Raw genomic sequence first — 22,856 nt, forward strand, 5'->3', positions numbered from 1 at the left:
GCAATGGATTCTGATTCCATCATGCGCAGGTTCGAATCCTGCTACCCTAGCCAATTAAGAAACCATGTTTAAAGGCATGGTTTCTTTTTTATCATATGAGAAATACAACAATATATCTTTATACGATTTTAATGTTTCAAAAAATATATTTATAATGTATTAATGAATTGAAGGGTATAATCATATATAATGTAGGTAAGTTTTGAAATAAATGTCGCATAAAGGAGGCACCGCAGATGTCAGTAGAAAGCCGGAGAGATCCTGATGAAATTTTGAAAATAATAAATCAGGAAGAAAACAGTAAAAAAAGAGGACGTTTAAAAATATTTTTCGGCTATGCTGCTGGAGTAGGCAAAACATATACTATGCTTGAAGATGCGCATGCGGCTAAACGATGTGGAATAGATGTAGTGGTAGGTTATGTTGAACCACATGCCAGACCGCAGACGATGGCTCTCTTAGATGGGCTTGAATGCATTCCTAATCTTGAGGTAGAATATAATTCGATTATTTTAAGGGAATTTGATGTGGATGCTACTTTGGCCAGAAACCCCAAATTGGTTCTTGTGGACGAGCTTGCTCATACTAATGCTAAGGGCTGTAGGCATGCTAAAAGATATCAGGATATAAAGGAACTGCTTGAAAACGGAATAGATGTATATACTACTGTTAACGTGCAGCATATAGAAAGTTTAAACGATATGGTGGCTTCCATCACAGGAATAACTGTGAGAGAACGTATACCTGATTACATTTTTGATGATGCAGATCAGGTGGAGTTGATAGACTTGGAACCGCAAGAGCTGATAGAGAGGCTTGAGGCCGGATATGTGTATAAGAAAAAACAGGCTCAGAGTGCCATGGTCAATTTTTTTACCATAGATAATCTAACAGCATTGAGAGAGATTTCTCTTCGCCGGTGTGCTGACAGAGTAAATCTTTTGACTGAGAGAGCCAGAATAAAGAACAGGGCAAGTTATCATACGGAAGAGCATATATTGGTATGTCTGTCAGAAGAAAATTCAAATGCTAAGGTTATACGTACTGCTGCAAGGATGGCCAAGGCTTTCAGGGGAACTTTTACAGCCTTATTTGTTGAGACTCCTGATAATTCGTCCATGAGTGATAAAAGCAAAAAGATTCTTCAGGCAAATATGAGGATGGCGGAGCGTCTTGGAGCAGAGATAGAGACCGTATATGGAGATGATGTTATATTTCAGATTGCTGAATTTGCAAGGATATCCGGAGTATCCAAAATTGTTATAGGCAGGGTGGGTGCGGCTAAAAAACATTTTCTTGGAAAGCAGTCTTTGACAGAAAAGCTAATAAATGCAGCACCAAATATTGAAGTCCACGTGATACCTGTAGCTGGCCCGAGACTTCCAAAGTATTATCGAATGAAAGCCCAGAAAAAGAAAAATATAATTTTTTCATTGATGGATACTTTGAAAAGTACGGCTATTTTAGGAATAGCATGTACTTTGGCAGTTCTGTTTGATAAAATGGGATTTGGCGTAAGCAATATATTAGGTATATATATACTTGGTGTAATTATTATTTCAGGTTTGATGAAGAACAGAGCATATGGACTGATTGCATCGGTATTAAGTGCTGTAATATTCAATTTTATGTTTGTAGAGCCCCGGCATACATTTATGGCGTATGATATAGGGTATCCTGTAAACGGTTTGATAATGATAATGGCAGCACTTATAACAGGAACAATGTCCATTAGGCTGAGAGAAAGTGCAAAACAGGCAGCGCGTGCTACATTCAGAACAAAGACTTTATTTGATACTAACCAGATACTCCAGCAGACAAAAGGAGAAGAGCAGATATTGGAAGTTACAGCTAGGCAGCTGATTAAACTTCTCAATAAGGATATTGTTGTTTATGAAAATAAAGACGGAGCACTTGGAGAACCGCAGGTGTTTTTTGCTTCGGATGCAGATTCTGAAAGAGTTTCTGGTGAAGCTTATACATCAGGAGAAGAAAAGGCAGTTGCCAGTTGGTCTTTTAAAAATAATCAGCATGCCGGAGCTACCACGGATACACTGTCAGATGCCAGATGTATGTATTTGTGCGTGCGTGTAAACGATAATGTGTATGGAGTTATTGGTATAGCAGTTGGAGAAGAGCCATTGGACGCTTTTTCCAACAGTATAATGCTGTCAATTCTGGGTGAATGTGCTCTTGCTATGGAGAATGAAAAGAATGCCAGAGAGAAAGAACAGGCTGCTATTATGGCTAAGAATGAACAGCTTAGAGCTGATCTTTTGCGTGCGATATCACATGATCTGAGAACCCCTCTGACATCTATATCAGGCAATGCTAGTAATCTTATCTCAAACGGAGAAGCTTTTACTGCGGATATGAAAAAAAGGCTTTATACAGATATCTATGATGATTCCATGTGGCTGATAAATCTCGTTGAGAACCTGCTTTCAGTGACAAGGCTTGAAGAGGGCAGGATGAATATAAATATGGAGACAGAGCTGATGGAAGATGTGGTTACTGAAGCTCTGAGGCATTTGAGCAGAAGAAGTATTGAACATAATATAAGGGTGGAACATAAAGACGAATTCCTGTTGGCAAAAATGGATGCAAGGCTTATCGTTCAGGTAATAATTAATATAGTGGATAATGCTATTAAATACACACCTGCCGGTTCCGACATATTGATAACCACATTCCGCAGGTCTGACAAAGCTATAGTGTCTATCGCTGATAATGGACCGGGTGTTTCGGATGATATGAAAACACATATATTTGATATGTTTTACAGCGGTAATAATAAAGTGGCTGACAGCAGGCGCAGCCTTGGTTTAGGACTGTCCTTGTGCCAGTCGATAATAAATGCTCACGGCGGCGAGCTTACAGTGGGAGACAATGTTCCCAGAGGGGCAGTATTTACTTTTTCATTAATGGCAGAGGAGGTGTATTTTGATGAATAAACCGTTGATTTTAGTGGTGGAAGATGATGCGTCTGTCAGGAATCTTATCACTACCACATTAAAAGTACATGATTATAAATATCTTACAGCTGCAAATGGAAATTTAGCTATAATGGAAGCGACTTCCGGAAATCCGGATATCGTTCTTCTTGATCTGGGCCTTCCTGACATGGACGGCATGGAAGTGATAAGAACTATTCGTCAGTGGTCAAGCATGCCTATCATAGTAATCAGTGCGCGAAGTGAGGATACAGATAAAATAAAGGCTTTAGATGCAGGTGCTGATGATTATCTTATAAAGCCGTTTTCTGTTGAAGAGCTTCTTGCTCGGCTGAGAGTGACTCAGAGGAGACTTTCTATGATGAAAAATGATAAGGAAAGTGAATCTTCTGTATTTACTAATGGAGATATACGAATAGATTATGCAGAAGGATGTGCTTACTTAAAAGATGAGGAGCTTCATTTAACGCCAACGGAATATAAGCTTCTCTGTCTGCTTTCTCAGAATGTGGGTAAAGTGCTGACCCATACTTTCATCACTCAGAAAATATGGGGAAGCTGCTGGGATAATGATGTGGCATCACTGCGTGTTTACATGGCTACGTTGAGAAAAAAGATAGAAGTATCGCCGGAATCTCCGCAGTATATACAGACGCATATAGGTGTAGGATATAGAATGCTCAAAGTTAAATAAAAGAAAAGGAGAAAATCTTATGAAAATGAAACATATAACTATACAGAGCGCTGAATTTGAGAAATCTGTCAAGTTTTATGAAGATATTGCAGGACTGACAATTTGCGGGGATATGAGAGGCAAAGGGGCTATGAATATTGTATTTTTAGCCGATGATAATGGCGGGACTTGTGTGGAGATAATAGAATCTCCGGAACAGGCATATTCCGGAACGGGTATTTCAATAGGATTTGAAGTAGAAGATGCTGAAGCATATCGGGAAAAACTAAGTGAAAAAGGACTCGACCCTACTCCCATGATAACACCTTTTCCGGGAACATCATTTTTCTTTGTAAATGATCCGGATGGAGTGCAGGTTCAGTTTATCTGTGAAAAATAAAGCTGGCAAATTATTTAATATTTTATTACAAAAGATTTCATATTTTTTTAACAACTCCTAAATGTGTAGCAATAACAGTATAAACATGTTACAATTTATTTGTTTGTTTACGATAAAATTGTTTCTTTTAATCATAATAAGCTATATACAGGGAGAGAAGAAATGTTTAGATTTTATATTGCTTTATGGATTTCAAAGATCGTAATGTTTATATTTAAGCTAAAGGGCAGTGAGCGTAATGACTGGCCGGGTCTTTTGGCTTATAAATTGTGTCCGCAGTTTCTTAAATATATCAACAAGCCCCCTCTTGTGATAGCAATTACAGGTACAAACGGCAAAACCACTACATCCGCTCTCATAAACAATAAGCTGGTGGCAGATGGATATAGAGTCAGTTTTAATGACTGGGGAGCTAATCTTCAGGCTGGATTCGGACTTAATCTGATGCGGTGTGTAAATTTTTTAAACAAACCTACAAAAATGGATGTGGCTGTTCTGGAAGCCGATGAAAAAACTCTGGATGATACTATGACTCTGATAGAACCCGACTATATTTTAGTTACAAATATATGTAAAGATTCACTGAGAAGAAACGGCCATCCTGAATTTATCTTTGATCATGTTGAAAGAACATTTAATGTTCTGGGGAATAAGACCGTAGCTATACTGAATGCCAATGATCCTATAAGTTCCCAGCTTGCTGCTGATTCGGGAGCGAGAAGAGTGTTTTACGGCATGGCAGATATAGGTGCTGATCCTTTTGAAAATACTGTAAAAGATATATCGGTATGCCCTGTATGCGGTGATGATATACAGTATAATTACAGGCTTTACAGACATATTGGTGATTTTTACTGCAATTCGTGTGATTTTGCGGCTCCTCATGCCAAGTATTTTGCAGAGGCTATAGATCATGAAAGAAAGGAACTTATTGTAAAGGAGGACGGAGAAAGATCAGCATATCCTCTTATATCAGATACGGTCTTTAATGCTTTTAATGTATTATCATATATAGCACTTATGAGGGAGCTTGGAACTGACAAACAGGAACTGGCAGATTTTCTCAGAACACAGAGAGTTACGAAAATAAGAGAGACAAGCGTGGAATTCAACGGAATAGAGTATTTGACTTATGCGGCTAAAAGTCAGAATGTAAGTGCGGCGTCTACTGTATTTGAGTATATGGCTAAGGAACCGTCAGTGAAGGAGCTTGTTTTGCTTCTTGATGAGATGCAGGATAGAAATCACCCTTCTGAAACTATAACATGGCTTTATGAAACGGATTATGAATTCCTCAACAGCCCGAATATTAAAAAGATTATAGTAGGAGGACATATGTACCTCAATCATAGGCTCAGGCTTCTTCTTGCAGGTATAGATGAGAGTAAGATCGTATGTGTGGAAGATGAAAGCGAAATAGTAGATCATGTGGATCGTAGCGGAATAGAGAAGGTATATGTGCTTTTTGAGATAGACTATGTTACAAAGGCAAGGAAGATGAGAGATATGATTGTAGAAAGGGCAAAGGAGGAGGCAGCGAAATGAAGAAAGTAGAATTACTCTTTCCGGAACTCTGTAATATTTACGGTGAAAGTTACAACATAGAATATCTAAAAAGATGCAGTAAAGATATAGATGTGATATATACTAACCATAAGGAAGTTCCGGCGTTTGTCAGTGGAGGCGCCGATATGGTATATCTGGGATGCGCTTCTGAAAGAAAGCAGGAACAGATTATAGAGATTTTGAAACCGTATCGCAGTAAAATAGTCGAACTTATAAATGAAGGTGTCGTATTTCTTGCCACAGGAAATGCTGTTGAGATATTCGGAAATTACATCAGAGACGGAGAACGCATTATAGAAGGGCTGAAAGTATTTGATTTTTATTCTGTTAGATATATGAAGGCTGAAAGGCATAATTCACAGTTCATAGGTAAATATGATGATCTTACGATATTGGGACACAGGAGTCAGTTTTCTTTTTCTTACGGTGACTTTGAAGAGGCTTTCATAGATATAGAGAAGGGAATAGGAATGAATTCTGAAACAAAACGCGAGGGAGTACGCAGAAAAAATTTCTTCGGGACATATTCTCTTGGGCCTTTTCTTATCCTGAATCCGCTGTTTACAAAGAAAATATTGAGATTAATAGGGCTTGACGATACTTTATGTTTTGAAAAAGAAATCGTGGAGGCATATCAGTACAGACTCGAAGAACTGAGCAGAACAATCTGAAGACGTTTTGAATAAGAGAAAATTAAAAGAGCATTCATAACTGTAAGTATATAGTACAGATACATATGCTCTTTTTTAATGCTGTTTAGTCCATAACTGACTCAAAAATATGTCTGCATCCTTTGCCGTCAGGGTGATGTTCGGCAAATACATAGAACACATGGCCGGGATATTCATTACCTTCAATAAGACATGGTCCTTTTTCCGAAATTGCTATATCCCATCCTACATATCGTACCTGAGGAACAATATGAGCCGCTTCTATCGCCATTGCTTTCACTTCTTCCCACTGAGGAATCTTGAATCCTATAATGGATTTTTTTGTTATAGGATGGATATCATAAGCGATATTTTCCCCATCCACAGCCGGATATATTAAGGTTCCGGTATTAAGATCTATAGGTGTCAGCATACCTCCATTACAGAAATTATCTACAATTCCGTCTCTTCCTATCCGCAAATATGCAGCAAGAAGAGTTACGGTCCCTTCTTTGAGAAATGTTATGGCTCTTATGGTATTTACGCTGCTGGGATTAAGTGCCGACATTTCTTTTACCTGTATAATACGTTCTTCAGCCAGATATGGAATTTTATCTATGTTTGAATCGAAAGATGTCATTTCAGCGGGAAGTTTTGCGACTCCGTCTCCATGTGTTCCGTCGATAGGTTTTAAAATGAAATCGGTTTTTCCTTCTATGAATTTACGAAATTCATCTCTCTGATCCTTGTTTTTTATAAGCAACCAGTCTCTTCCAAGGTATTTGCTGAATTTTTTATTGAAATCTACTTTGTTGAGGAAAAAATGAATATAGTCAAAATCGTTGTATTTTACCACATATTGATTATTGACGCCTCTGGTGATAACGTCCCGTCGCTCGTCGTTATTGAGCTTGTCCATTCTTGCATTGAGATAATCTATATAGCCTGCTTGATATTTGAATCCACAGTATATGATGTCAAAAAAAAGTACAATACTGTTTTTTCCTGAAACCTTGTGGACTTTTTTCACCGTATCGAACAGCTGTCTGTAATTCATGCCGAATATGCGGCCTATCAGAAACCTAATCTTTTTCATATAATGTTAAACTCTGCCTTCCTGTTTTTTGGTTTATTAATAATATTAACATAATCTCAAAAAAAAACAAAGGGTTTGATCATTTTCCGGAAATACTATGTTTAATATGGAATAAACAACAGAAACGTGATATAATATCCGGGTTGTAAAATCAATGAAAGGAAGCAGATTTGCATGAGTAAATTAAGATTTTTCATAGCATTGTGGGTGGCGAAAATCGCTATTGTCGCTCTTAAAATAACGAGGCATAATGGGACAAATTTTCCGGGAGTAGTGGCTCTTAAAATATGCCCGCAGTTTTTGAAATATATAGGCAAACCTGAGAGAATAATAGCTGTTACGGGAACTAACGGAAAAACGACTGTCAGTAATATGGTAATAGATGCGCTGTCTCAGGACGGAAAAAATGTCGTCAACAACAGGATGGGATCCAACATCAATACAGGTATAGCGACAAGTTTGATACAAAATTGCGGTGTGATGGGAAAGTGCAGAGAAGATATGGGATTATTTGAGGTAGACGAACGTTCTGCCAGACGAGTGTTTCCTTATATGATTCCGGAATATCTTATTGTAACAAATCTTTCAAGAGATTCTATAATGAGAAACGGACATCCTGAGTATATCTCGGATATTTTGACGAAATATATTCCTCAAAGTACCAAGTTAATTTTAAATGCAGATGATATGATATGTTCAACTGTGGCGCCTGAAAACAGCAGAGTATATTTCGGAATAGAAAGAATGCCGGGTGATCTGACAGAATGCAATAATCTTATAAATGATTTTCAGATCTGCCCTGAGTGTCATAATAAGCTGAAGTATGAATATGTCAGATACAGTCATATAGGCAAGGCGTACTGTCCGATATGTGGCTTCAAGGCTCCGCTTTATGATTATGCGGGGCATGATGTGGATCTTGGTAATATGACCATCGGAATAAGAGGAAAAGAAGCAGATGTACGATATAGACTTCTTAATGACAGCGTTTATAACATTTATAACGTAGTTTCTGCTGTGGCTCTTTTTCTTGAAATGGGATATTCTCATCGTCAGGTTCAGAAATTTTTTGAAAACATGAGCATAGTAGGCAGTCGTTATGATGAAATGAAAGTCGGAAGTTACACTGTATGCAGGATGTTGGCAAAGGAAAAGAATGCTTTTGCTAGCTCCAGAGTCTTTGACTATATAGCCGCAAGCAAGGGAAAAAAAGAGATAATCTTGATGAATTGTTGCCAGGGCGATGCTATTCACTGGTCTGAGAATACATGCTGGATGTATGACTGCGATTTTGAATTTCTTAAGGATGACAATATAGAAAATATTATCGTATGCGGTCCGAGAGTAAAAGATTACAGACTTAGACTTCTTTTAGCCGGAGTGCCTGACTGTAAGATTTCGTATACAGACGATGAATTTGATACACCGGAAAAACTCAAGCTCACAGGAAACAGTTATATATATGTTTTATATGGGACTGATTCTATAGATCTTGGTTTAAAAGTAGCTGAGAAAGTAGTAAAGATGATACGGAAAAAAGGAGGCGAAGGTAAATGAAGATAGAAGTTCTCTTCCCGGAGATTTGTAATCTGTATGGGGAACTGGGCAATATAAGTTACTTACAGAAGTCCTGTGCTGATATAGAAGTGGTGGAGACAGGGCTGAATGATGAGCCGATTTTCGTATCAGAAGTACCGGATCTTATATATATGGGTACTATGACAGAGAAATCTCAGCTTTTGGTAATAGAAAAGCTGAATTGTTGTAAAGAAAGAATTGTGGAACTGATAGAAGATGGTGCTAATTTTCTTGTAACAGGAAATGCTCTCGAGGTTTTCGGCAAAGAGATAAAAGATGTGGACGGAGTCACTGCAGAAGGTCTTGGTATATTTGATATAACTACATCCAGAGACATGATGAATAGATATAACTCTTTGTATTTAGGAGAGTTTTCAGATGGATTGCAGCCGGATGCGGGAATGATGAAGATAGTGGGATTTAAAAGTCAGTTTACTCATTCGTATTGGGAAGACGGTGCTGTACAGACACCTCTTTTTATTACTGAACGAGGACCGGGTCTTAATCCTCAAATAAAAGGGGAAGGGATCAGAGTAAATAATTTTATGGCGACTTATGTGATAGGCCCTCTTCTGGTTTTGAATCCGCTTCTGGCAAAACATATTCTGAGAATGTGTGGAGCGAAAAAGATTGATGTAGCGTTTGAAGAAGCAGCCATGGAAAGTTATGAAGCAAGAGTAAGAGAATATTCCAATCCTGATACAGGATTTTATTATTGATAGTGATGAAAGGCAGGCAGGTTTATGTTAAAGAAAACCAAGATAATATGTACTTTAGGCCCTGCAAGCAAAGATGAAAAGACCATAAAGGCTATGCTTGAGGCAGGAATGAATGTAGCAAGATTGAATTTTTCTCATGGTACCCATGAAGATCACAAAAAGACCATAGAAGTTTTCAGAAAAGTCAGGGACGGCATGGGATTGCCTGCAGCAGTAATGCTTGATACAAAGGGGCCGGAAATCAGAATAGGAGATTTTTTAAACGGCAGTGAGATCTTGAAAAAGGGTGATCATTTTACGCTTACTTCCGAAAAGTGTATGGGAACTTTGGATAGGGTGAGCGTTACTTATAAGGCACTTCCGTCTCAGGTTGAAACCGGTACTGTTATCCTTATAGATGACGGCAGAGTAAAACTGAAAGTCATACAGACCACAGATACAGATGTTGTTTGTGAAGTGACGGAAGGCGGGAAAGTAAGCAACAGAAAGGGTGTTAATATACCTAACAAATCTCTTGATCTTGAATATATAAGTGAAGCTGACAGAAATGATATTCTTTTTGGCATCAAGATGGATGTGGATTATGTAGCTGCATCTTTCGTGCGAAGTGGGAAAGATGTTGAAGCCCTTAGAAAACTTTTAAATGATAATGACGGAGAGAAAATAAAAATTATTTCAAAAATAGAGAATATGGAAGGCATCGAGAATTTCGGAGAAATTTTGGAACTCTCTGACGGGATAATGGTAGCTAGAGGAGATATGGGCGTGGAGGTGGATTTTGAAAAACTGCCCGGGATACAGAAGAAGTTTATCAAAGAATGCTGTAAGGCGGGAAAGCCTGTTATTACAGCTACTCAGATGCTGGAATCCATGACGTCCAGCACATCGCCTACCAGAGCTGAGATAACAGATGTGGCTAATGCTGTATTTGATGGAACATCGGCAGTTATGCTTTCGGGAGAAAGTGCCGCGGGAAAGTATCCTGTGGAGACCGTACAGACTATGGCTAAAATAGTGTACCAGGCTGAAAAAGATGCTGAGGACGTCAATCAGTATAAATTTCTTGAGGTGGAATCTGATGAAAAAGATATCGCAAATGCAATAGGACATGCGGCATGTACTACAGCTAAAGATATAAAGGCAAGTGTGATAATGGCGGTGACAACTTCAGGATATACAGCTGAAATGATGTCAAAGTATAAGCCGGTGGAACCTATTATAGCAGCGACTCCGAAAAAAAAGACTTTCCATCAGCAAGCTCTTACAAGGGGTGTTTTTCCAATTCTCACTGAGCTAAGCAATGACTGGAATGATTTAATGGACGAAGCAACTGCAGAAGCTAAACAGGCCGGTTTTGTGAAAAAAGGAGAAGCTGTTGTTTTCAGTGCAGGAATGCCACTTCAGGTATCGGGGACTACCAATCTTATAGTCGTTAGAGTAGTGGAATAGTTGTTTATGCGATGAAAAAACCTGATGATGTTTATCATCAGGTTTTTAGCATATCAGTTATGATTTGATATGGCAGTACACTATTCTGCATCTAAAGAAACTCCTGTTTCAGCTGCTTTCTGAGCCAGAACCTTTTCATATTCTTCAAAGATAGCGTCTCTGATCTTATTTCTGGTTTCAGAAACCAATGGATGAGCAATATCACGAAAATCGCCTTCACCCATTTTTCTGCTGGGCATAGCGATGAAGAGACCATTCTGTCCTTCTATGATTTTGATGTCATGTACGACAAATTCATCATCAAAAGTAATGGAAACTACTGCCTTCATTTTGCTTTCATCATTAATCTTCCGAATTCTTACGTCAGTGATATTCATGTGTAGTACCGCCTTTCGTGCCAAAATAATGTGGTATTATGATATAATTCCAATAAAGGTATTATATAATAGAATAAAAATATAAACAAGCATTTTTTAAAAAATCTGACAATTAGGAATAACTTCAACAGATTTGTTTTCTTCATTTACTTTTCCCAAGTGGACAATAGGAAAGTAATCGCTGACTTTTTTACCGGCGGGTTCAATATTAACAATGGCCACTCCTATACCTGCCACTTGGATTTCTACTTCTGAGAGAATCTCTGCGATTCCTTTGATACTTCCTCCTCCGCGCATGAAATCATCAATGATCAGAGCTTTAGACCCGGGAGCGGCAGCTCGTTTTGAAATAGACATTTTTTGCAGACGTTCTGAAGATCCGGGAAAGTAATTTATGCTTACTGTAGCTCCTTCTGATATTTTGGTTTCTCTTCTTACGACTATGACGGGTATATTCAGAAGATGGGCAGTCATAAATGCGACAGGGATACCTTTTGTTTCTATTGTAGCAACATAATTGGCTCCTGCAGTTCTGAATTTTTTTGCAAATATTTGGGCCATACCTTTTACGACGGCAGGGTTGTACATGATATCAGATGTATATAGGAAGCCACCTCCTAATATTCTGTTTTCTTCTCTCAAAAGATTGCACAGATTTTTCTGTACTTCTTTTGCTTTTTCCGGGGAAATGTCAGGTACATATTTAACTCCCCCTGAGGCCCCTGACATTGTTTGTATATATCCGTATCCGGCAGCTTTAACTGCTTCTCCGGCAGCGCTGATGTCTTCGCTTATGCTGGATTTTGCAGCGGAAAATTTATCGCAGAAATATTTGAGATTAAAAACTTGTTCTGGAGATTCTGTAAGTATTTGGCATATAGCACCCACTCTGTGACTTCTTTTCATATGGGCCTCCTTCAATATAGATTGCTAATAAAACGAACTATTTGCGAGTTTAATGATAATATCATTCGCATTTTTTGTCAAACTGAATTCTGATGATTATACGACTTGACAATTTATACTGCGGTAAGTATAATAATTTTGCATAACTTAAAATGCCCGCCTTGAGGGAGTAGTTTGCGCAGAAAATTGCGTGGCAAGTCAACAAACTGACCGATATCGGTCTGGCTTGTCTTAAATAACGAGACTCATGTATGGTTTTCCGTACGTGGTCTTTTTTATTTCAGCCCGTGTATGGTTCCATTACCGTATCAGGGCTTTTTTCGTTAGATAAACATCAAGGAGGATATTTTATGGAAGGGTTTATAGAGTCGAAGGAGTCGTTGCTTAAATATTTCGGATCAGATCCTGAAAAGGGACTGACTGAGAAATTGGCGGAGAACAATCGGGAAATTTTCGGGAAAAACATCTTTGCACGCCAAAAACCAGAATTATTGTGGAAGCGGATCTGGTCTGCGGCTACAGAACCGATGATAATTATGCTGATTGCTGCGGGAATGATAGCACTGGCTGTTAATGTTTTCAGAAGTGTGAGTAACGGAGAAGCCGATTTTCTCGAATGTGTGGGAGTTTTTGCGGCAATTGCTCTTTCGGTAGCTATAAGTGTGGTGATGGAAGGAAAAAGTGCTAAAGCCTTTGAAGCTTTATCTGAGATAAGCAGCAATATTGTTGTAAAAGTAGTGAGAGAAGGCAAAACTATTATGCTGGAACAAGAAAACATTGTCGCAGGTGATATAATTTTGCTTTCTACCGGAGATAAAATTCCAGCTGACGGCAGGCTGTTGGAAAGCTCAGGTCTTGCGGTAGATGAATCAGCGCTTACAGGCGAGAGTCATCCCGCAGAGAAGAATGCTGAGATCGAACTGACAGCAGAGGATATCCCTCTTGCTGAACGTGTTAATATGTTGTACAGCGGTACATATATAACTGATGGAAACGGTAAGATGCTTGTTACTTCTGTTGGAGATAATACAGAGTTTGGAAAAATCGCGTTTGAATTGGGGGCAACAGCTAAAAACAGTACACCGCTGCAGGAAAAGCTGGCTCGTTTGGGAAAGACTATAACTGTATTAGGCGTGATTGCAGCTTCTGTTGTGTTTATTTCTCAAGTTGTTTCTTTTTTGATTAACGGAGAATTAAATACTGAAAATATTATGGAATCTTTTGTGACCAGTATTGTACTTATCGTGGCAGCTGTACCTGAAGGACTTCCGACTATTGTTGCAGTATCATTGTCTGTTAACATTATTAAGCTGTCGAAACAAAACGCGCTTGTTAAGAAGATGATAGCTTCGGAAACTATAGGATGTGTTAATGTGATATGTTCAGACAAGACTGGAACTTTGACAGAAAATAAGATGGCTGTTAGAGGTTTTTTTGATTCTAAATGGCATGATGATATAACTGAACTTTCGTCTGAGTGGCTGACTCACAACATTTGTCTTAATACAACTGCCGATATAGCTGAGGATGGATCTTTTATAGGAAATCCCAGTGAATGTGCCATGCTGAATTTTTATGAATGTTCCGGGGCAAGACAGAATAGCGGCAATTCATATAAATGCGAGAGAAATGAGCATGATAATATTTGCGTGTTCCCGTTTTCCTCGGATCTAAAACACATGACTACGGTATCAGATGTAGATGGGAGAATGATTGCTTATGTGAAGGGCAGTCCGGAATGTATTTTTGAGATGTGCAGCATGGAGCCACTGGAAAGAAAAAAGGCAGAGCAATGTATCATAAAAGTACAGAAGAAGGCAATGAGAGTTATTGCATTTGCACATAAAGAAATTTTTGATATTGGGAATTTTGAAGATGAGGTCAATCACAGGCAATTGGAGAGTAATATGACTTTTGATGGTTTTGTGGCGATATCTGATCCTTTGAGAAGAGATGTTTATGATGCTGTAAAATCCTGCCGCAGAGCCGGAGTTTCTCTTAAGATACTTACGGGTGACAATATAGTGACGGCCTCTGCCATAGCTCATGAGCTTCATCTTTTGGGTGGAGAAAATACAGCGGTAGAAGCGGCAGAAATCGACAGAATGACAGATGATGAACTTTCTAAAAAACTGCCTTTTATCAGTGTTATAGCAAGGAGTACTCCTACTGTTAAAATGCGTATTGTAAATATTTTGAAACAAGATAAGAATGTGGTGGCGGTAACAGGCGATGGTATAAATGATGCTCCGGCGCTGAAAAATGCTGATGTGGGGATTGCTATGGGAATATCAGGGACAGAAGTATCGAAAGAGGCCAGTGATATAATTCTTCTTGATGATTCCTTTTCCGCGATAGTGAAGGCCATAGAATGGGGCCGGAATATATATGAAAATTTTAAACGTTTTGTCAGCTTTCAGCTTACTGTGAATTTGGCTTCAGTGATAGTGGTATTTGCATCTGTCTTATTGGGGTTAAAAGCGCCGTTTACTGCACTGGAGCTGTTATGGATAAATATAATAATGGATGGACCTCCGGCACTTACTTTGGGTCTTGAGCCTGATTATGATGATCTTATGGAGCGAAGACCTGTAAAGCGAGGAGAAAGTATTATATCAGGATCTATGATAGTACGTATAGTAGCTGCTGGAGGATATATGTCTTTTGTATTTCTTGCTCAGTATGTTTTTAATTTCTTGAATGCTCCTTCGTATCAGATGCATACTGTTTTATTTACCCTTTTTGTTTTGTTTCAGCTGTTTAATGCTTTTAACTGCAGGGAGCTTCACAGTGAAAGTATTTTCAGACATCTTTTAAAAAATAAACTGATGCTTTTAGTTGTAGGCTGTACCTTTTTTCTTCAGATATGTATAATACAGTTTGCAGGAGCCTTTTTTGGGACAGTGCCTCTTGATCTTCAGATGTGGATAAAACTTTTCATTGTATCTGTCAGTGTTATCGTGCTATCAGAGTTTGTAAAACTGCTGTTTCGTCAAGTGGAAAAATCTTGATTTAAAAATACAGCCATCTTCTGTAATTCATACTTTTTTTTAAATAAGACGCATTTTTAAAGATAAATATGATATAATCGTTATATCTATAACTAGGGAGGCGCATTGATGATTAATTTGCCTGATTACAAGAGAATCCACTGTATAGGCATAGGTGGTATAGGATTATCCGCTATAGCGGAGATTCTCATATCCAGAGGATATGAAGTTTCCGGATCGGATATGAGAGAAAGTGAGATAATTGAACGGCTCATAGATGAAGGAGCCAATATATATTTAGGCCATAGAGCGAAAAATGTAGAGAATGTTGATCTGGTTATTTATTCTTCAGCGGTGGGAAAGGATAATCCTGAATTGGAGAAAGCTGAGGAACTTGGCATACCTGCCATAACCAGAGCGCAGGCGCTTGGAGTACTGATGGATGAATACGAAAGCAGTATTGCTATTTCGGGTACTCACGGAAAAACTACAACGACTTCTATGGTCTCTTTGATTTTGAAGGATGCAGGAAAGGAACCTACTATACTGGTAGGCGGTAATCTTTCAGAGATACACGGAAACGTATATATAGGTGAAAACAAATATTTTATTACAGAAGCATGTGAATATATGGATAGTTTTCTCAATCTTAAACCAAAGATAGAGATAATACTCAATATAGATTCAGATCATCTTGATTATTTTAAAGACGTGGAACATATAGCAAGTTCTTTTGATAAGTTTGCCAAACTTGTTCCGCAGGACGGAGCTGTCATAGCTTACGACGCCAATCCATTTGTAAAGAGCATTATAGAAGACATTCCAAATGCCATTACTTTCGGCCTTAATGAAAGCTGTGATTATTTTGCATCGGATATAGATTTTGACAATGACGGTATGCCGCAGTTTACAGTAAACCACGGAGGCAGAGAACTGTGCAGGGTTTCGCTTTCGATACCAGGAGAACACAATGTTCTTAATGCCCTTTCAGCATTTGCATGTAGTCATATACTCGGGGTGGATATCGGCAAAATTGTGGACACGTTGGAAAATTTTACAGGAATACAGAGGCGATTCGATATACTTGGAAAGACGTATAATAACATAAAAATAATAGATGATTATGCGCATCATCCTACAGAAATAAAAGCGACATTGTCAGCTGTCCGCAACATGAAACATAATAATCTCTGGTGTCTGTTTCAACCTCATACCTATACGAGGACGCTGGCATTACTCGATGATTTTGCTACTGCATTTGCTGATGCTGATAAGATTGTATTGGCTGAAATATATGCGGCGAGAGAGAAAAATATATATAAGATAAGTTCAAAAACTTTAATGAACAAGATAAAGGAATCCGATCCTGCAAAAGATGTTTATTTCTTCAAAGATTTTGATGAAATAGCGAATTTTGTTTACAACAATGCTGAAGAGGGAGATCTTGTTATAACTATGGGAGCAGGAGATATCTACAAGGTCGGTGAAATGATTCTTGATAAGGATAAAAGATTTTAAGGAGAAATCAACAGATGGATATTAAAGAATATGAACTGCTGGAAAAAGCTCGGATAGAAAGAAATCTGGAATATATGGAAGCCGGAGTGAATTTTATCGATGTGAGGACAGCTTATATAGATGAGGGCGTTAAAATAGGCGCGGGAACCACTATATATCCGTGTGTGGCTATTGAGGGAAATGTTGAGATAGGAAAGAACTGCACTATAGGCCAGAACAGCAGGATAAAAGATTCTGTAATAGGAGACGGGACATCCGTACAAAGTTCGGTTATAATAGAGAGCAGTGTCGGAAGTGAAACGTCTGTAGGGCCTTTCGCATATCTGCGTCCGAATAGTCATGTTGGAAATAAATGTAAGGTTGGTGATTTTGTGGAGATAAAAAACTCCAAATTAGGAGATGGCGCTAAAGCGTCTCACCTTACATATGTAGGTGATTCAGATGTGGGAGAACGTGTGAATCTCGGGTGCGGGGTTGTGTTTGTAAATTATGACGGAAGTAAAAAGCACCGCTCTGTAGTTGAGGATGATGCCTTTATAGGATGCAATGTCAATTTGGTTTCTCCTGTACATGTAGGCAGGAATGCTTATGTGGCGGCAGGCAGTACCATAACAAATGATGTACCGGATGGTGCCCTTTATGTAGCTAGAGCTAAGGGAAAATCTCTTGAAGGCTGGGTGGAGAAAAAGGGTATCTTAAAGAAATAACAACGATTTAAACAGAAAGTAGAGGTAGGAGAAACAAATGAAAAACAGCGCATTTTCAAACTACAAGGTATTTGCAGGCAATTCTCATTTGGAGCTTGCGGAAGAGATCGCGTCCATAATGGGTAAACCTCTCGGAAGAGCTACTGTAAATAAATTCAGCGATGGAGAGATATCGGTGAATCTGTGGGAAACAGTAAGAGGAGTAGATTGTTACATAGTGCAGTCAACATGTGATCCGGTAAATGATAATCTCATGGAGCTGCTGATAATGATAGATGCCATGAAAAGAGCGTCAGCCGGAAGGATAAATGCAATAATCCCTTACTATGGTTATGCCAGACAGGACAGAAAAGCTAAAGCAAGAGATCCTATCACAGCTAAGCTTGTGGCAAATCTTCTTGTTGCGGCAGGAGCTGACAGAGTTCTTACAATGGATCTTCATGCTGCTCAAATACAGGGATATTTTGATATTCCGGTAGATCATCTGATCGGTATGCCTATATTGGCAAAATATTTTATGGAGCAGAGTCTTGATGATGTGGTAATAGTTTCTCCTGACCACGGAAGCGTTACAAGAGCAAGAAATATGGCGCAGCCTCTTAACGCGCCTATAGCTATAGTAGATAAAAGAAGACCTGAACCTAATAAGAGTGAAATCATGAATATCATCGGAGATATAGAAGGTAAAAACTGTATTCTGGTGGATGATATGATTGATACTGCCGGTACTATAACAAATGCGGCAAACGCTCTTAAAGAGATGGGAGCAATAAGCGTCAGAGCATGTTCCACTCATGCTGTTCTCTCAGGTCCGGCCATTGAGAGAATAGAGAATTCAGCTATAGAAGAACTTGTACTTCTCAATACTATTCCGGTTCCGGAAGAAAAGAAGATAGAAAAGATGAAAATACTTTCAGTAGCTCCTCTGTTTGCTGAAGCTATGACAAGAGTCTTTACAAATGGGTCTATCAGTAAACTTTTTGATTAAGAAAGATCTATAATGTGATATCAATGGCCGCCGTTGAGCGGCCAAATGTATGCGACAATGCAGGGGTAGTTTTGAATAGCCGCCGGCATTGATCAAATGATGTTACAGGGGTATAATTTAGATGATCGAATATATGAAAGGAACGGGCGGGAATGTTTGTTATCGCAGGATTGGGGAATCCCGGCAAGAAATATGAAAATACTCGTCATAACATGGGATTTCTCGTCGTAGACCGGATAGCCGAAAAGACCGGGATAAAAGTAAATAAAATCAAACATAAGGCTTTGGTCGGAGATGGAATGATCTCTGGCCATAAAGCCCTTTTAGTGAAGCCTCAGACATATATGAACCTGAGCGGTGTATCTCTCCGAGAAATTGTCGATTACTATGGAGTGAATATGAGCGATTTGATCGTCATATATGATGATTTTGATCTGGAAACAGGGGCTATAAGAATAAGAAAAAAAGGAAGCGCAGGGAGTCATAACGGAATGAAGTCTGTTATTGGCCATTTGGGATCAGGTGAATTTCCCAGGCTCAGAATAGGAATAGGGAAAAGCGGGCTGCTTGATTGGAAGGATTTTGTTATTGGTAAAGTGGCAAGCCAGGAAAAAGGTACCATAGCTGGGGCAGTTGACAGGGCTGCGGATGCAGTAATATGTATTCTTGAAAAGGGAATAGATAAAGCTATGAACGAATACAATATAAGATCAAACAAATTAGAATAATATACAGAAAGATAAGCTGAAAGATCAGTATAAGACTGAGCTGGTCAGATATATAAACATTATAGGTGTGCAACTTAAAATACCGACTGTGTCGGCCAACATATGAAAGGGCGCGAGTGACGACGAAAAAAGGAATGATTAACATAACAGGCGCTGCAGAAGGGCGAATAGCGCCGATAATCTCAGATATTATCAATGAAAAAAAGGGTCAGAGCTTGATTGTAGTTTCAACTTTTAATAGGGCGAAACGATTGGCAACAGACCTTTCTTTTTTTAGTACCCGTAATATATATGTATTGCCTCAGGAAGAAGAAACATTTATACAGTATGAGGCAAAAAGTAATGACGAGTTGCTTCAGCGAATGAGAGTTCTCAGAGCAGTGACATCAGGCGAGGATTGCGCGGTAATTGCTCCGGTTACCGGAGCAATAAAGAAACTTCCGCCTAAAGAAATATTTCAGGATAATGTGCTGCAAATGGAGCTTGGAAGCGATGTAGATATGGATTATATCAAAGAAAGGCTTACAGTCATGGGGTATGAGCGGGTGTCTATGATAGAGGCATGTGGTGAATTTAGCGTGAGAGGCGGAATCATAGACATATTTACTCCTGATAATGATAATCCGTACAGAATTGAACTCTTTGATACAGAAGTTGATTCCATTAGGACTTTTGATATAGATACTCAGCGTTCTGTAGAAAATTTGAATTCTGTGACGATATATCAATGTTCACAGATTATCAAGGATCATGGGATATTTGAGCATGCAGGAAGTAAGATAACGGCAGCTTACGATAAGCGTATAAAAGCACTTGAAAAAAAAGAAGGAAACAGTGAAACGGTTCATAATCTGAAACAGAGAAAAGCACAGCTTCTTGAATATGCAGAAAGCATGATTAACTTACAGTATATGGAAAAATTCATCAATTATTTTTATGATGAAACTGTGTATATATGGGATTATATGAAGAACCCTCATATTTTTATAGATGATCCTGCAAGGATATTGGAAACGCTGGAGGTATATGAACGGGAAAGAGCAGATGACATAGATGCTATTCTTGCTTCCGGCAGAGGTATAGGAGAAGATTTTAAGGAACTGCCGGGACAGCAGGATTATTTTCGTTTGTATGAAAAGGATGGATATATTTTTACTCCTTTTGCCAGTACCATAAAAAATGCTCCGTTTCTCACTAAGCTGATAAATGTTGAGTGCAGACAGGCACCGGTTTTTAACGGAAGGATGGATGTTCTTAAAGGGGAGCTTAGCAGTTATGTAAGGCGTGGATTCAAAGTCACTATAGTATGCAGCAGCGATGAACGCCTTAAAAATATGAATGAATTTCTCACAAGAGAAAATCTGCTGGGCAAAGTGTCTGTGACAAAAGGAACTTTGACTGCAGGCATGGAATTTGGCGAAAAGAAATTATGTTATATATGGGAAGGCGATATATTCGGGGGAAGTCGAAGGACCAGAAAAAAGAAGAAGAAAAATGCGGGAACTCAAATAAAGAATTTTGCCGATGTACAGACGGGTGATTATGTGGTTCATGAAAGTCACGGTATAGGTAAGTTTATAGGAATAGAACAGTTAGTAGTTCAAGGCGTCAAAAAAGATTATCTTAAAGTTAAATATGCCGGAGAAGATTCACTTTATATTCCTGTTGATCAGTTGGGAATGCTTCAGAAATATGTAGGCGGAGATGGTATCACGCCAAGGTTGAATAAGCTGTCAGGAAGCGAGTGGAAACAGACCAAGGCAAAAGCGCGCAAGGCTATAGATGATATGGCTGATGAGCTGATAAGGATATCTGCAGCAAGGATGAATGAGAAAGGGCATGCTTTTTCTCCTGATACTGTGTGGCAGCAGGAGTTTGAAGGAAGTTTTCCTTATACAGAAACAGATGATCAGCTCAGGTGTGTAAGGGAAATAAAGAGTGATATGGAAAACGAGAGCCCTATGGACAGACTTTTATGCGGCGATGTCGGTTTTGGTAAGACTGAAGTTGCAGCAAGAGCTCTTTTTAAATGTGTAGCGGACGGAAAGCAAGCTGCTGTACTTGTTCCTACCACATTGCTTGCTAATCAGCATTATTATACGCTGAAAGACAGATTTGAAAAGTTCCCTTTCAAAGTAGAAATGCTGTCGAGGTTCAGAAATCCTGCTCAGCAGAAACATATAGCTGAGGGCTTAGAAAGTGGAACCATAGATTTAATAATAGGTACCCACAGAGTTTTATCTGAAGATATTAAGTTTAATGATCTGGGACTTCTTGTTATAGATGAGGAGCAAAGATTTGGCGTGAAACATAAAGAAAAGCTGAAACAGCTTAAAACAAATGTAGACGTGCTGACTCTTTCTGCTACTCCCATACCGAGAACTTTGCATATGTCGCTTTCAGGAGTTAAAGACATGAGCATTCTTGAAGAACCGCCGGAAGATAGATATCCTGTTCAGACTTATGTTATGGAGCAGGATGGTTTTGTAATACGCGATGCTATAGAAAAAGAACTGGCTCGTGGAGGACAGGTATATGTACTGTATAATCGTGTTGAGTCCATAAACAGAGTGGCAAATGAAATAGAGAATTTGGTGCCTGATGCATCGGTAGTAGTCGGACACGGAAAAATGCGTGAAAATATGCTGGAAAATATCATCATGGACTTTTCAGAAGGTGAGTATAATGTGCTTGTAGCGACAACTATAATAGAGTCCGGTATGGATATACCTAATGTAAATACTATGATAGTTTTAGATGCAGATCGGTTTGGATTGGCGCAGCTTCACCAGCTGAGAGGAAGAGTCGGACGTTCAGGCAGGATGGCTTACGCATATCTGATGTATACCAAAGATAAGAATCTTAGTGAAATAGCAGAAAAAAGACTGAGAGCTATAAAGGAATTTACAGAGTTTGGATCAGGGTTTAAAATAGCAATGAAAGATCTGGAGTTAAGAGGTGCAGGAAATATACTGGGGACGGAGCAGTCCGGACATATGATAAATATAGGATACGAACTTTACTGTAAGATGCTGGAGGAGGCTGTTGATATTGCAAAGGGTAAGGAGGTTATACCTTCTGCCGAAGAGACAGCATTCAGCCTTTCCATCCCGGCCGTTATACCAAAAAGATACATAGAAAATGAAGTTCTCAGGCTTCAGATGTATAAGAAAATAGCTATGATAGAAAATGATGAAGATGAAGCAGAAATAATAGATGAGCTTCTGGACAGATTCGGAGATATCCCTAAAGATACTATGAATCTTGTAAAGATTTCCAAGATAAGAGCAATGGCGGGAAAGCTGGGGGTCAGGGAGATCGTGCAGCAGGGGCCAAAGATAATTTTTAAACTGTGGGAGAATGTGAAACTTACTGAAACTATTATGTCAGGACTTGTATCCCGATATGGAGGGAAGATGATGATAAATGGGGGAAAAGAGCCATTCATCAGGCTTACAATCCATAAGGAAGAGCCTGTGAAAGCTATAGAACAATTTCTTCAGACTGCAGTTGGCGGAAAAAAATTAAATTGACAGCTGATATAGCAAATATATGAA

17 protein-coding genes are annotated in these 22,856 nt (G+C 38.9%); 14 read left to right on the forward strand and 3 right to left on the reverse strand.

The genetic code is table 11. The features are described 5' to 3' along the window. The first annotated feature begins 236 nt into the window (after positions 1-236). From ACLR96_RS07715 to ACLR96_RS07735, 5 genes are all read left to right on the forward strand, one after another. Positions 237-2,954 (forward strand): DUF4118 domain-containing protein, encoded by a 2,718-nt coding sequence (locus ACLR96_RS07715; protein ID WP_177269228.1) that lies wholly within the window; start codon positions 237-239, stop codon positions 2,952-2,954. After that, complete coding sequence (locus tag ACLR96_RS07720; protein WP_177269230.1) at positions 2,947-3,648, forward strand: response regulator; 702 nt, start codon at positions 2,947-2,949, stop codon at positions 3,646-3,648. Before ACLR96_RS07715 ends, ACLR96_RS07720 begins: the two co-directional genes overlap by 8 nt. A gap of 19 nt (positions 3,649-3,667) precedes the next feature. Further along, positions 3,668-4,027, forward strand: coding sequence for a VOC family protein (locus ACLR96_RS07725; protein WP_177269232.1), 360 nt, complete (start codon positions 3,668-3,670; stop codon positions 4,025-4,027). 162 nt (positions 4,028-4,189) lie between these two features. Continuing rightward, positions 4,190-5,572, forward strand: coding sequence for a Mur ligase family protein (locus ACLR96_RS07730; protein ID WP_177269234.1), 1,383 nt, complete (start codon positions 4,190-4,192; stop codon positions 5,570-5,572). Then, positions 5,569-6,264, forward strand: a complete 696-nt coding sequence (locus tag ACLR96_RS07735) for a hypothetical protein (protein ID WP_177269236.1) — start codon at positions 5,569-5,571, stop codon at positions 6,262-6,264. Before ACLR96_RS07730 ends, ACLR96_RS07735 begins: the two co-directional genes overlap by 4 nt. An 85-nt stretch (positions 6,265-6,349) precedes the next feature. Here the strand turns inward: ACLR96_RS07735 and ACLR96_RS07740 are convergent, their stop codons facing one another. Next, entirely contained in the window at positions 6,350-7,339 is a 990-nt protein-coding gene (locus ACLR96_RS07740) for a sugar-transfer associated ATP-grasp domain-containing protein (protein WP_177269238.1), read from the reverse strand. 174 nt (positions 7,340-7,513) lie between these two features. Between ACLR96_RS07740 and ACLR96_RS07745 the strand changes: the two genes are divergently transcribed. Genes ACLR96_RS07745 through pyk form a run of 3 tightly spaced genes read left to right on the forward strand, consistent with a single transcriptional unit; the run spans position 7,514 to position 11,085 of the window. Further along, on the forward strand, positions 7,514-8,896 hold the full coding sequence (locus ACLR96_RS07745; RefSeq protein WP_177269240.1) for a MurT ligase domain-containing protein: 1,383 nt from the start codon (positions 7,514-7,516) through the stop codon (positions 8,894-8,896). Then, positions 8,893-9,636, forward strand: a complete 744-nt coding sequence (locus tag ACLR96_RS07750; RefSeq protein ID WP_177269242.1) for a hypothetical protein — start codon at positions 8,893-8,895, stop codon at positions 9,634-9,636. The genes ACLR96_RS07745 and ACLR96_RS07750 overlap by 4 nt, the downstream gene beginning before the upstream one ends. A 24-nt stretch (positions 9,637-9,660) precedes the next feature. Next, positions 9,661-11,085 (forward strand): pyruvate kinase, encoded by a 1,425-nt coding sequence (gene pyk, locus ACLR96_RS07755; RefSeq protein WP_177269244.1) that lies wholly within the window; start codon positions 9,661-9,663, stop codon positions 11,083-11,085. Positions 11,086-11,165: 80 nt separating this feature from the next. On the opposite strand, the gene spoVG is transcribed toward pyk, so the two are convergent. Further along, the gene (spoVG, locus tag ACLR96_RS07760) at positions 11,166-11,462 is read right to left on the reverse strand and encodes a septation regulator SpoVG (protein WP_177269246.1); all 297 of its coding nucleotides are present in this window, start codon (positions 11,460-11,462) and stop codon (positions 11,166-11,168) included. A gap of 96 nt (positions 11,463-11,558) precedes the next feature. Beyond that, a complete protein-coding gene (gene purR / locus ACLR96_RS07765; RefSeq protein ID WP_177269248.1) occupies positions 11,559-12,368 on the reverse strand; it encodes a pur operon repressor in 810 nt (269 codons plus the stop codon). Between the two features lie 350 nt (positions 12,369-12,718). Here purR and ACLR96_RS07770 point away from each other — a divergent pair, with 350 nt between their 5' ends. The 6 genes from ACLR96_RS07770 (at position 12,719) to mfd (ending at position 22,832) form a co-directional block, all read left to right on the forward strand. Further along, positions 12,719-15,379 (forward strand): calcium-translocating P-type ATPase, PMCA-type, encoded by a 2,661-nt coding sequence (locus tag ACLR96_RS07770; RefSeq protein WP_177269250.1) that lies wholly within the window; start codon positions 12,719-12,721, stop codon positions 15,377-15,379. 108 nt (positions 15,380-15,487) lie between these two features. Continuing rightward, positions 15,488-16,876, forward strand: a complete 1,389-nt coding sequence (gene murC / locus ACLR96_RS07775) for a UDP-N-acetylmuramate--L-alanine ligase (protein ID WP_177269252.1) — start codon at positions 15,488-15,490, stop codon at positions 16,874-16,876. Between the two features lie 14 nt (positions 16,877-16,890). Further along, a complete protein-coding gene (locus ACLR96_RS07780) occupies positions 16,891-17,583 on the forward strand; it encodes a DapH/DapD/GlmU-related protein (RefSeq protein ID WP_177269254.1) in 693 nt (230 codons plus the stop codon). Positions 17,584-17,620: 37 nt separating this feature from the next. Beyond that, positions 17,621-18,571, forward strand: coding sequence for a ribose-phosphate diphosphokinase (locus tag ACLR96_RS07785; RefSeq protein ID WP_177269256.1), 951 nt, complete (start codon positions 17,621-17,623; stop codon positions 18,569-18,571). A gap of 152 nt (positions 18,572-18,723) precedes the next feature. After that, positions 18,724-19,299, forward strand: coding sequence for an aminoacyl-tRNA hydrolase (pth, locus tag ACLR96_RS07790; protein ID WP_177269258.1), 576 nt, complete (start codon positions 18,724-18,726; stop codon positions 19,297-19,299). Positions 19,300-19,433: 134 nt separating this feature from the next. Next, the gene (gene mfd, locus ACLR96_RS07795; protein WP_187524801.1) at positions 19,434-22,832 is read left to right on the forward strand and encodes a transcription-repair coupling factor; all 3,399 of its coding nucleotides are present in this window, start codon (positions 19,434-19,436) and stop codon (positions 22,830-22,832) included. Positions 22,833-22,856 lie beyond the last annotated feature (24 nt).

Source organism: Lentihominibacter sp. (assembly GCF_046951855.1).
GTDB lineage: Bacteria > Bacillota > Clostridia > Peptostreptococcales > Anaerovoracaceae > Lentihominibacter > Lentihominibacter hominis.

Excerpts from the sequence above, each read along its gene's own strand:
- ACLR96_RS07780 (WP_177269254.1), top strand. The coding sequence starts at position 16,891 with ATGGATATTAAAGAATATGAACTGCTGGAAAAAGCTCGGATAGAAAGA.
- ACLR96_RS07785 (WP_177269256.1), top strand. The coding sequence starts at position 17,621 with ATGAAAAACAGCGCATTTTCAAACTACAAGGTATTTGCAGGCAATTCT.
- murC (WP_177269252.1), top strand. The coding sequence starts at position 15,488 with ATGATTAATTTGCCTGATTACAAGAGAATCCACTGTATAGGCATAGGT.
- ACLR96_RS07745 (WP_177269240.1), top strand. The coding sequence starts at position 7,514 with ATGAGTAAATTAAGATTTTTCATAGCATTGTGGGTGGCGAAAATCGCT.
- ACLR96_RS07730 (WP_177269234.1), top strand. The coding sequence starts at position 4,190 with ATGTTTAGATTTTATATTGCTTTATGGATTTCAAAGATCGTAATGTTT.
- ACLR96_RS07715 (WP_177269228.1), top strand. The coding sequence starts at position 237 with ATGTCAGTAGAAAGCCGGAGAGATCCTGATGAAATTTTGAAAATAATA.
- ACLR96_RS07750 (WP_177269242.1), top strand. The coding sequence starts at position 8,893 with ATGAAGATAGAAGTTCTCTTCCCGGAGATTTGTAATCTGTATGGGGAA.
- ACLR96_RS07725 (WP_177269232.1), top strand. The coding sequence starts at position 3,668 with ATGAAAATGAAACATATAACTATACAGAGCGCTGAATTTGAGAAATCT.
- ACLR96_RS07720 (WP_177269230.1), top strand. The coding sequence starts at position 2,947 with ATGAATAAACCGTTGATTTTAGTGGTGGAAGATGATGCGTCTGTCAGG.
- pth (WP_177269258.1), top strand. The coding sequence starts at position 18,724 with ATGTTTGTTATCGCAGGATTGGGGAATCCCGGCAAGAAATATGAAAAT.
- mfd (WP_187524801.1), top strand. The coding sequence starts at position 19,434 with ATGATTAACATAACAGGCGCTGCAGAAGGGCGAATAGCGCCGATAATC.
- purR (WP_177269248.1), bottom strand. The coding sequence starts at position 12,368 with ATGAAAAGAAGTCACAGAGTGGGTGCTATATGCCAAATACTTACAGAA.
- ACLR96_RS07740 (WP_177269238.1), bottom strand. The coding sequence starts at position 7,339 with ATGAAAAAGATTAGGTTTCTGATAGGCCGCATATTCGGCATGAATTAC.
- ACLR96_RS07770 (WP_177269250.1), top strand. The coding sequence starts at position 12,719 with ATGGAAGGGTTTATAGAGTCGAAGGAGTCGTTGCTTAAATATTTCGGA.
- ACLR96_RS07735 (WP_177269236.1), top strand. The coding sequence starts at position 5,569 with ATGAAGAAAGTAGAATTACTCTTTCCGGAACTCTGTAATATTTACGGT.
- pyk (WP_177269244.1), top strand. The coding sequence starts at position 9,661 with ATGTTAAAGAAAACCAAGATAATATGTACTTTAGGCCCTGCAAGCAAA.
- spoVG (WP_177269246.1), bottom strand. The coding sequence starts at position 11,462 with ATGAATATCACTGACGTAAGAATTCGGAAGATTAATGATGAAAGCAAA.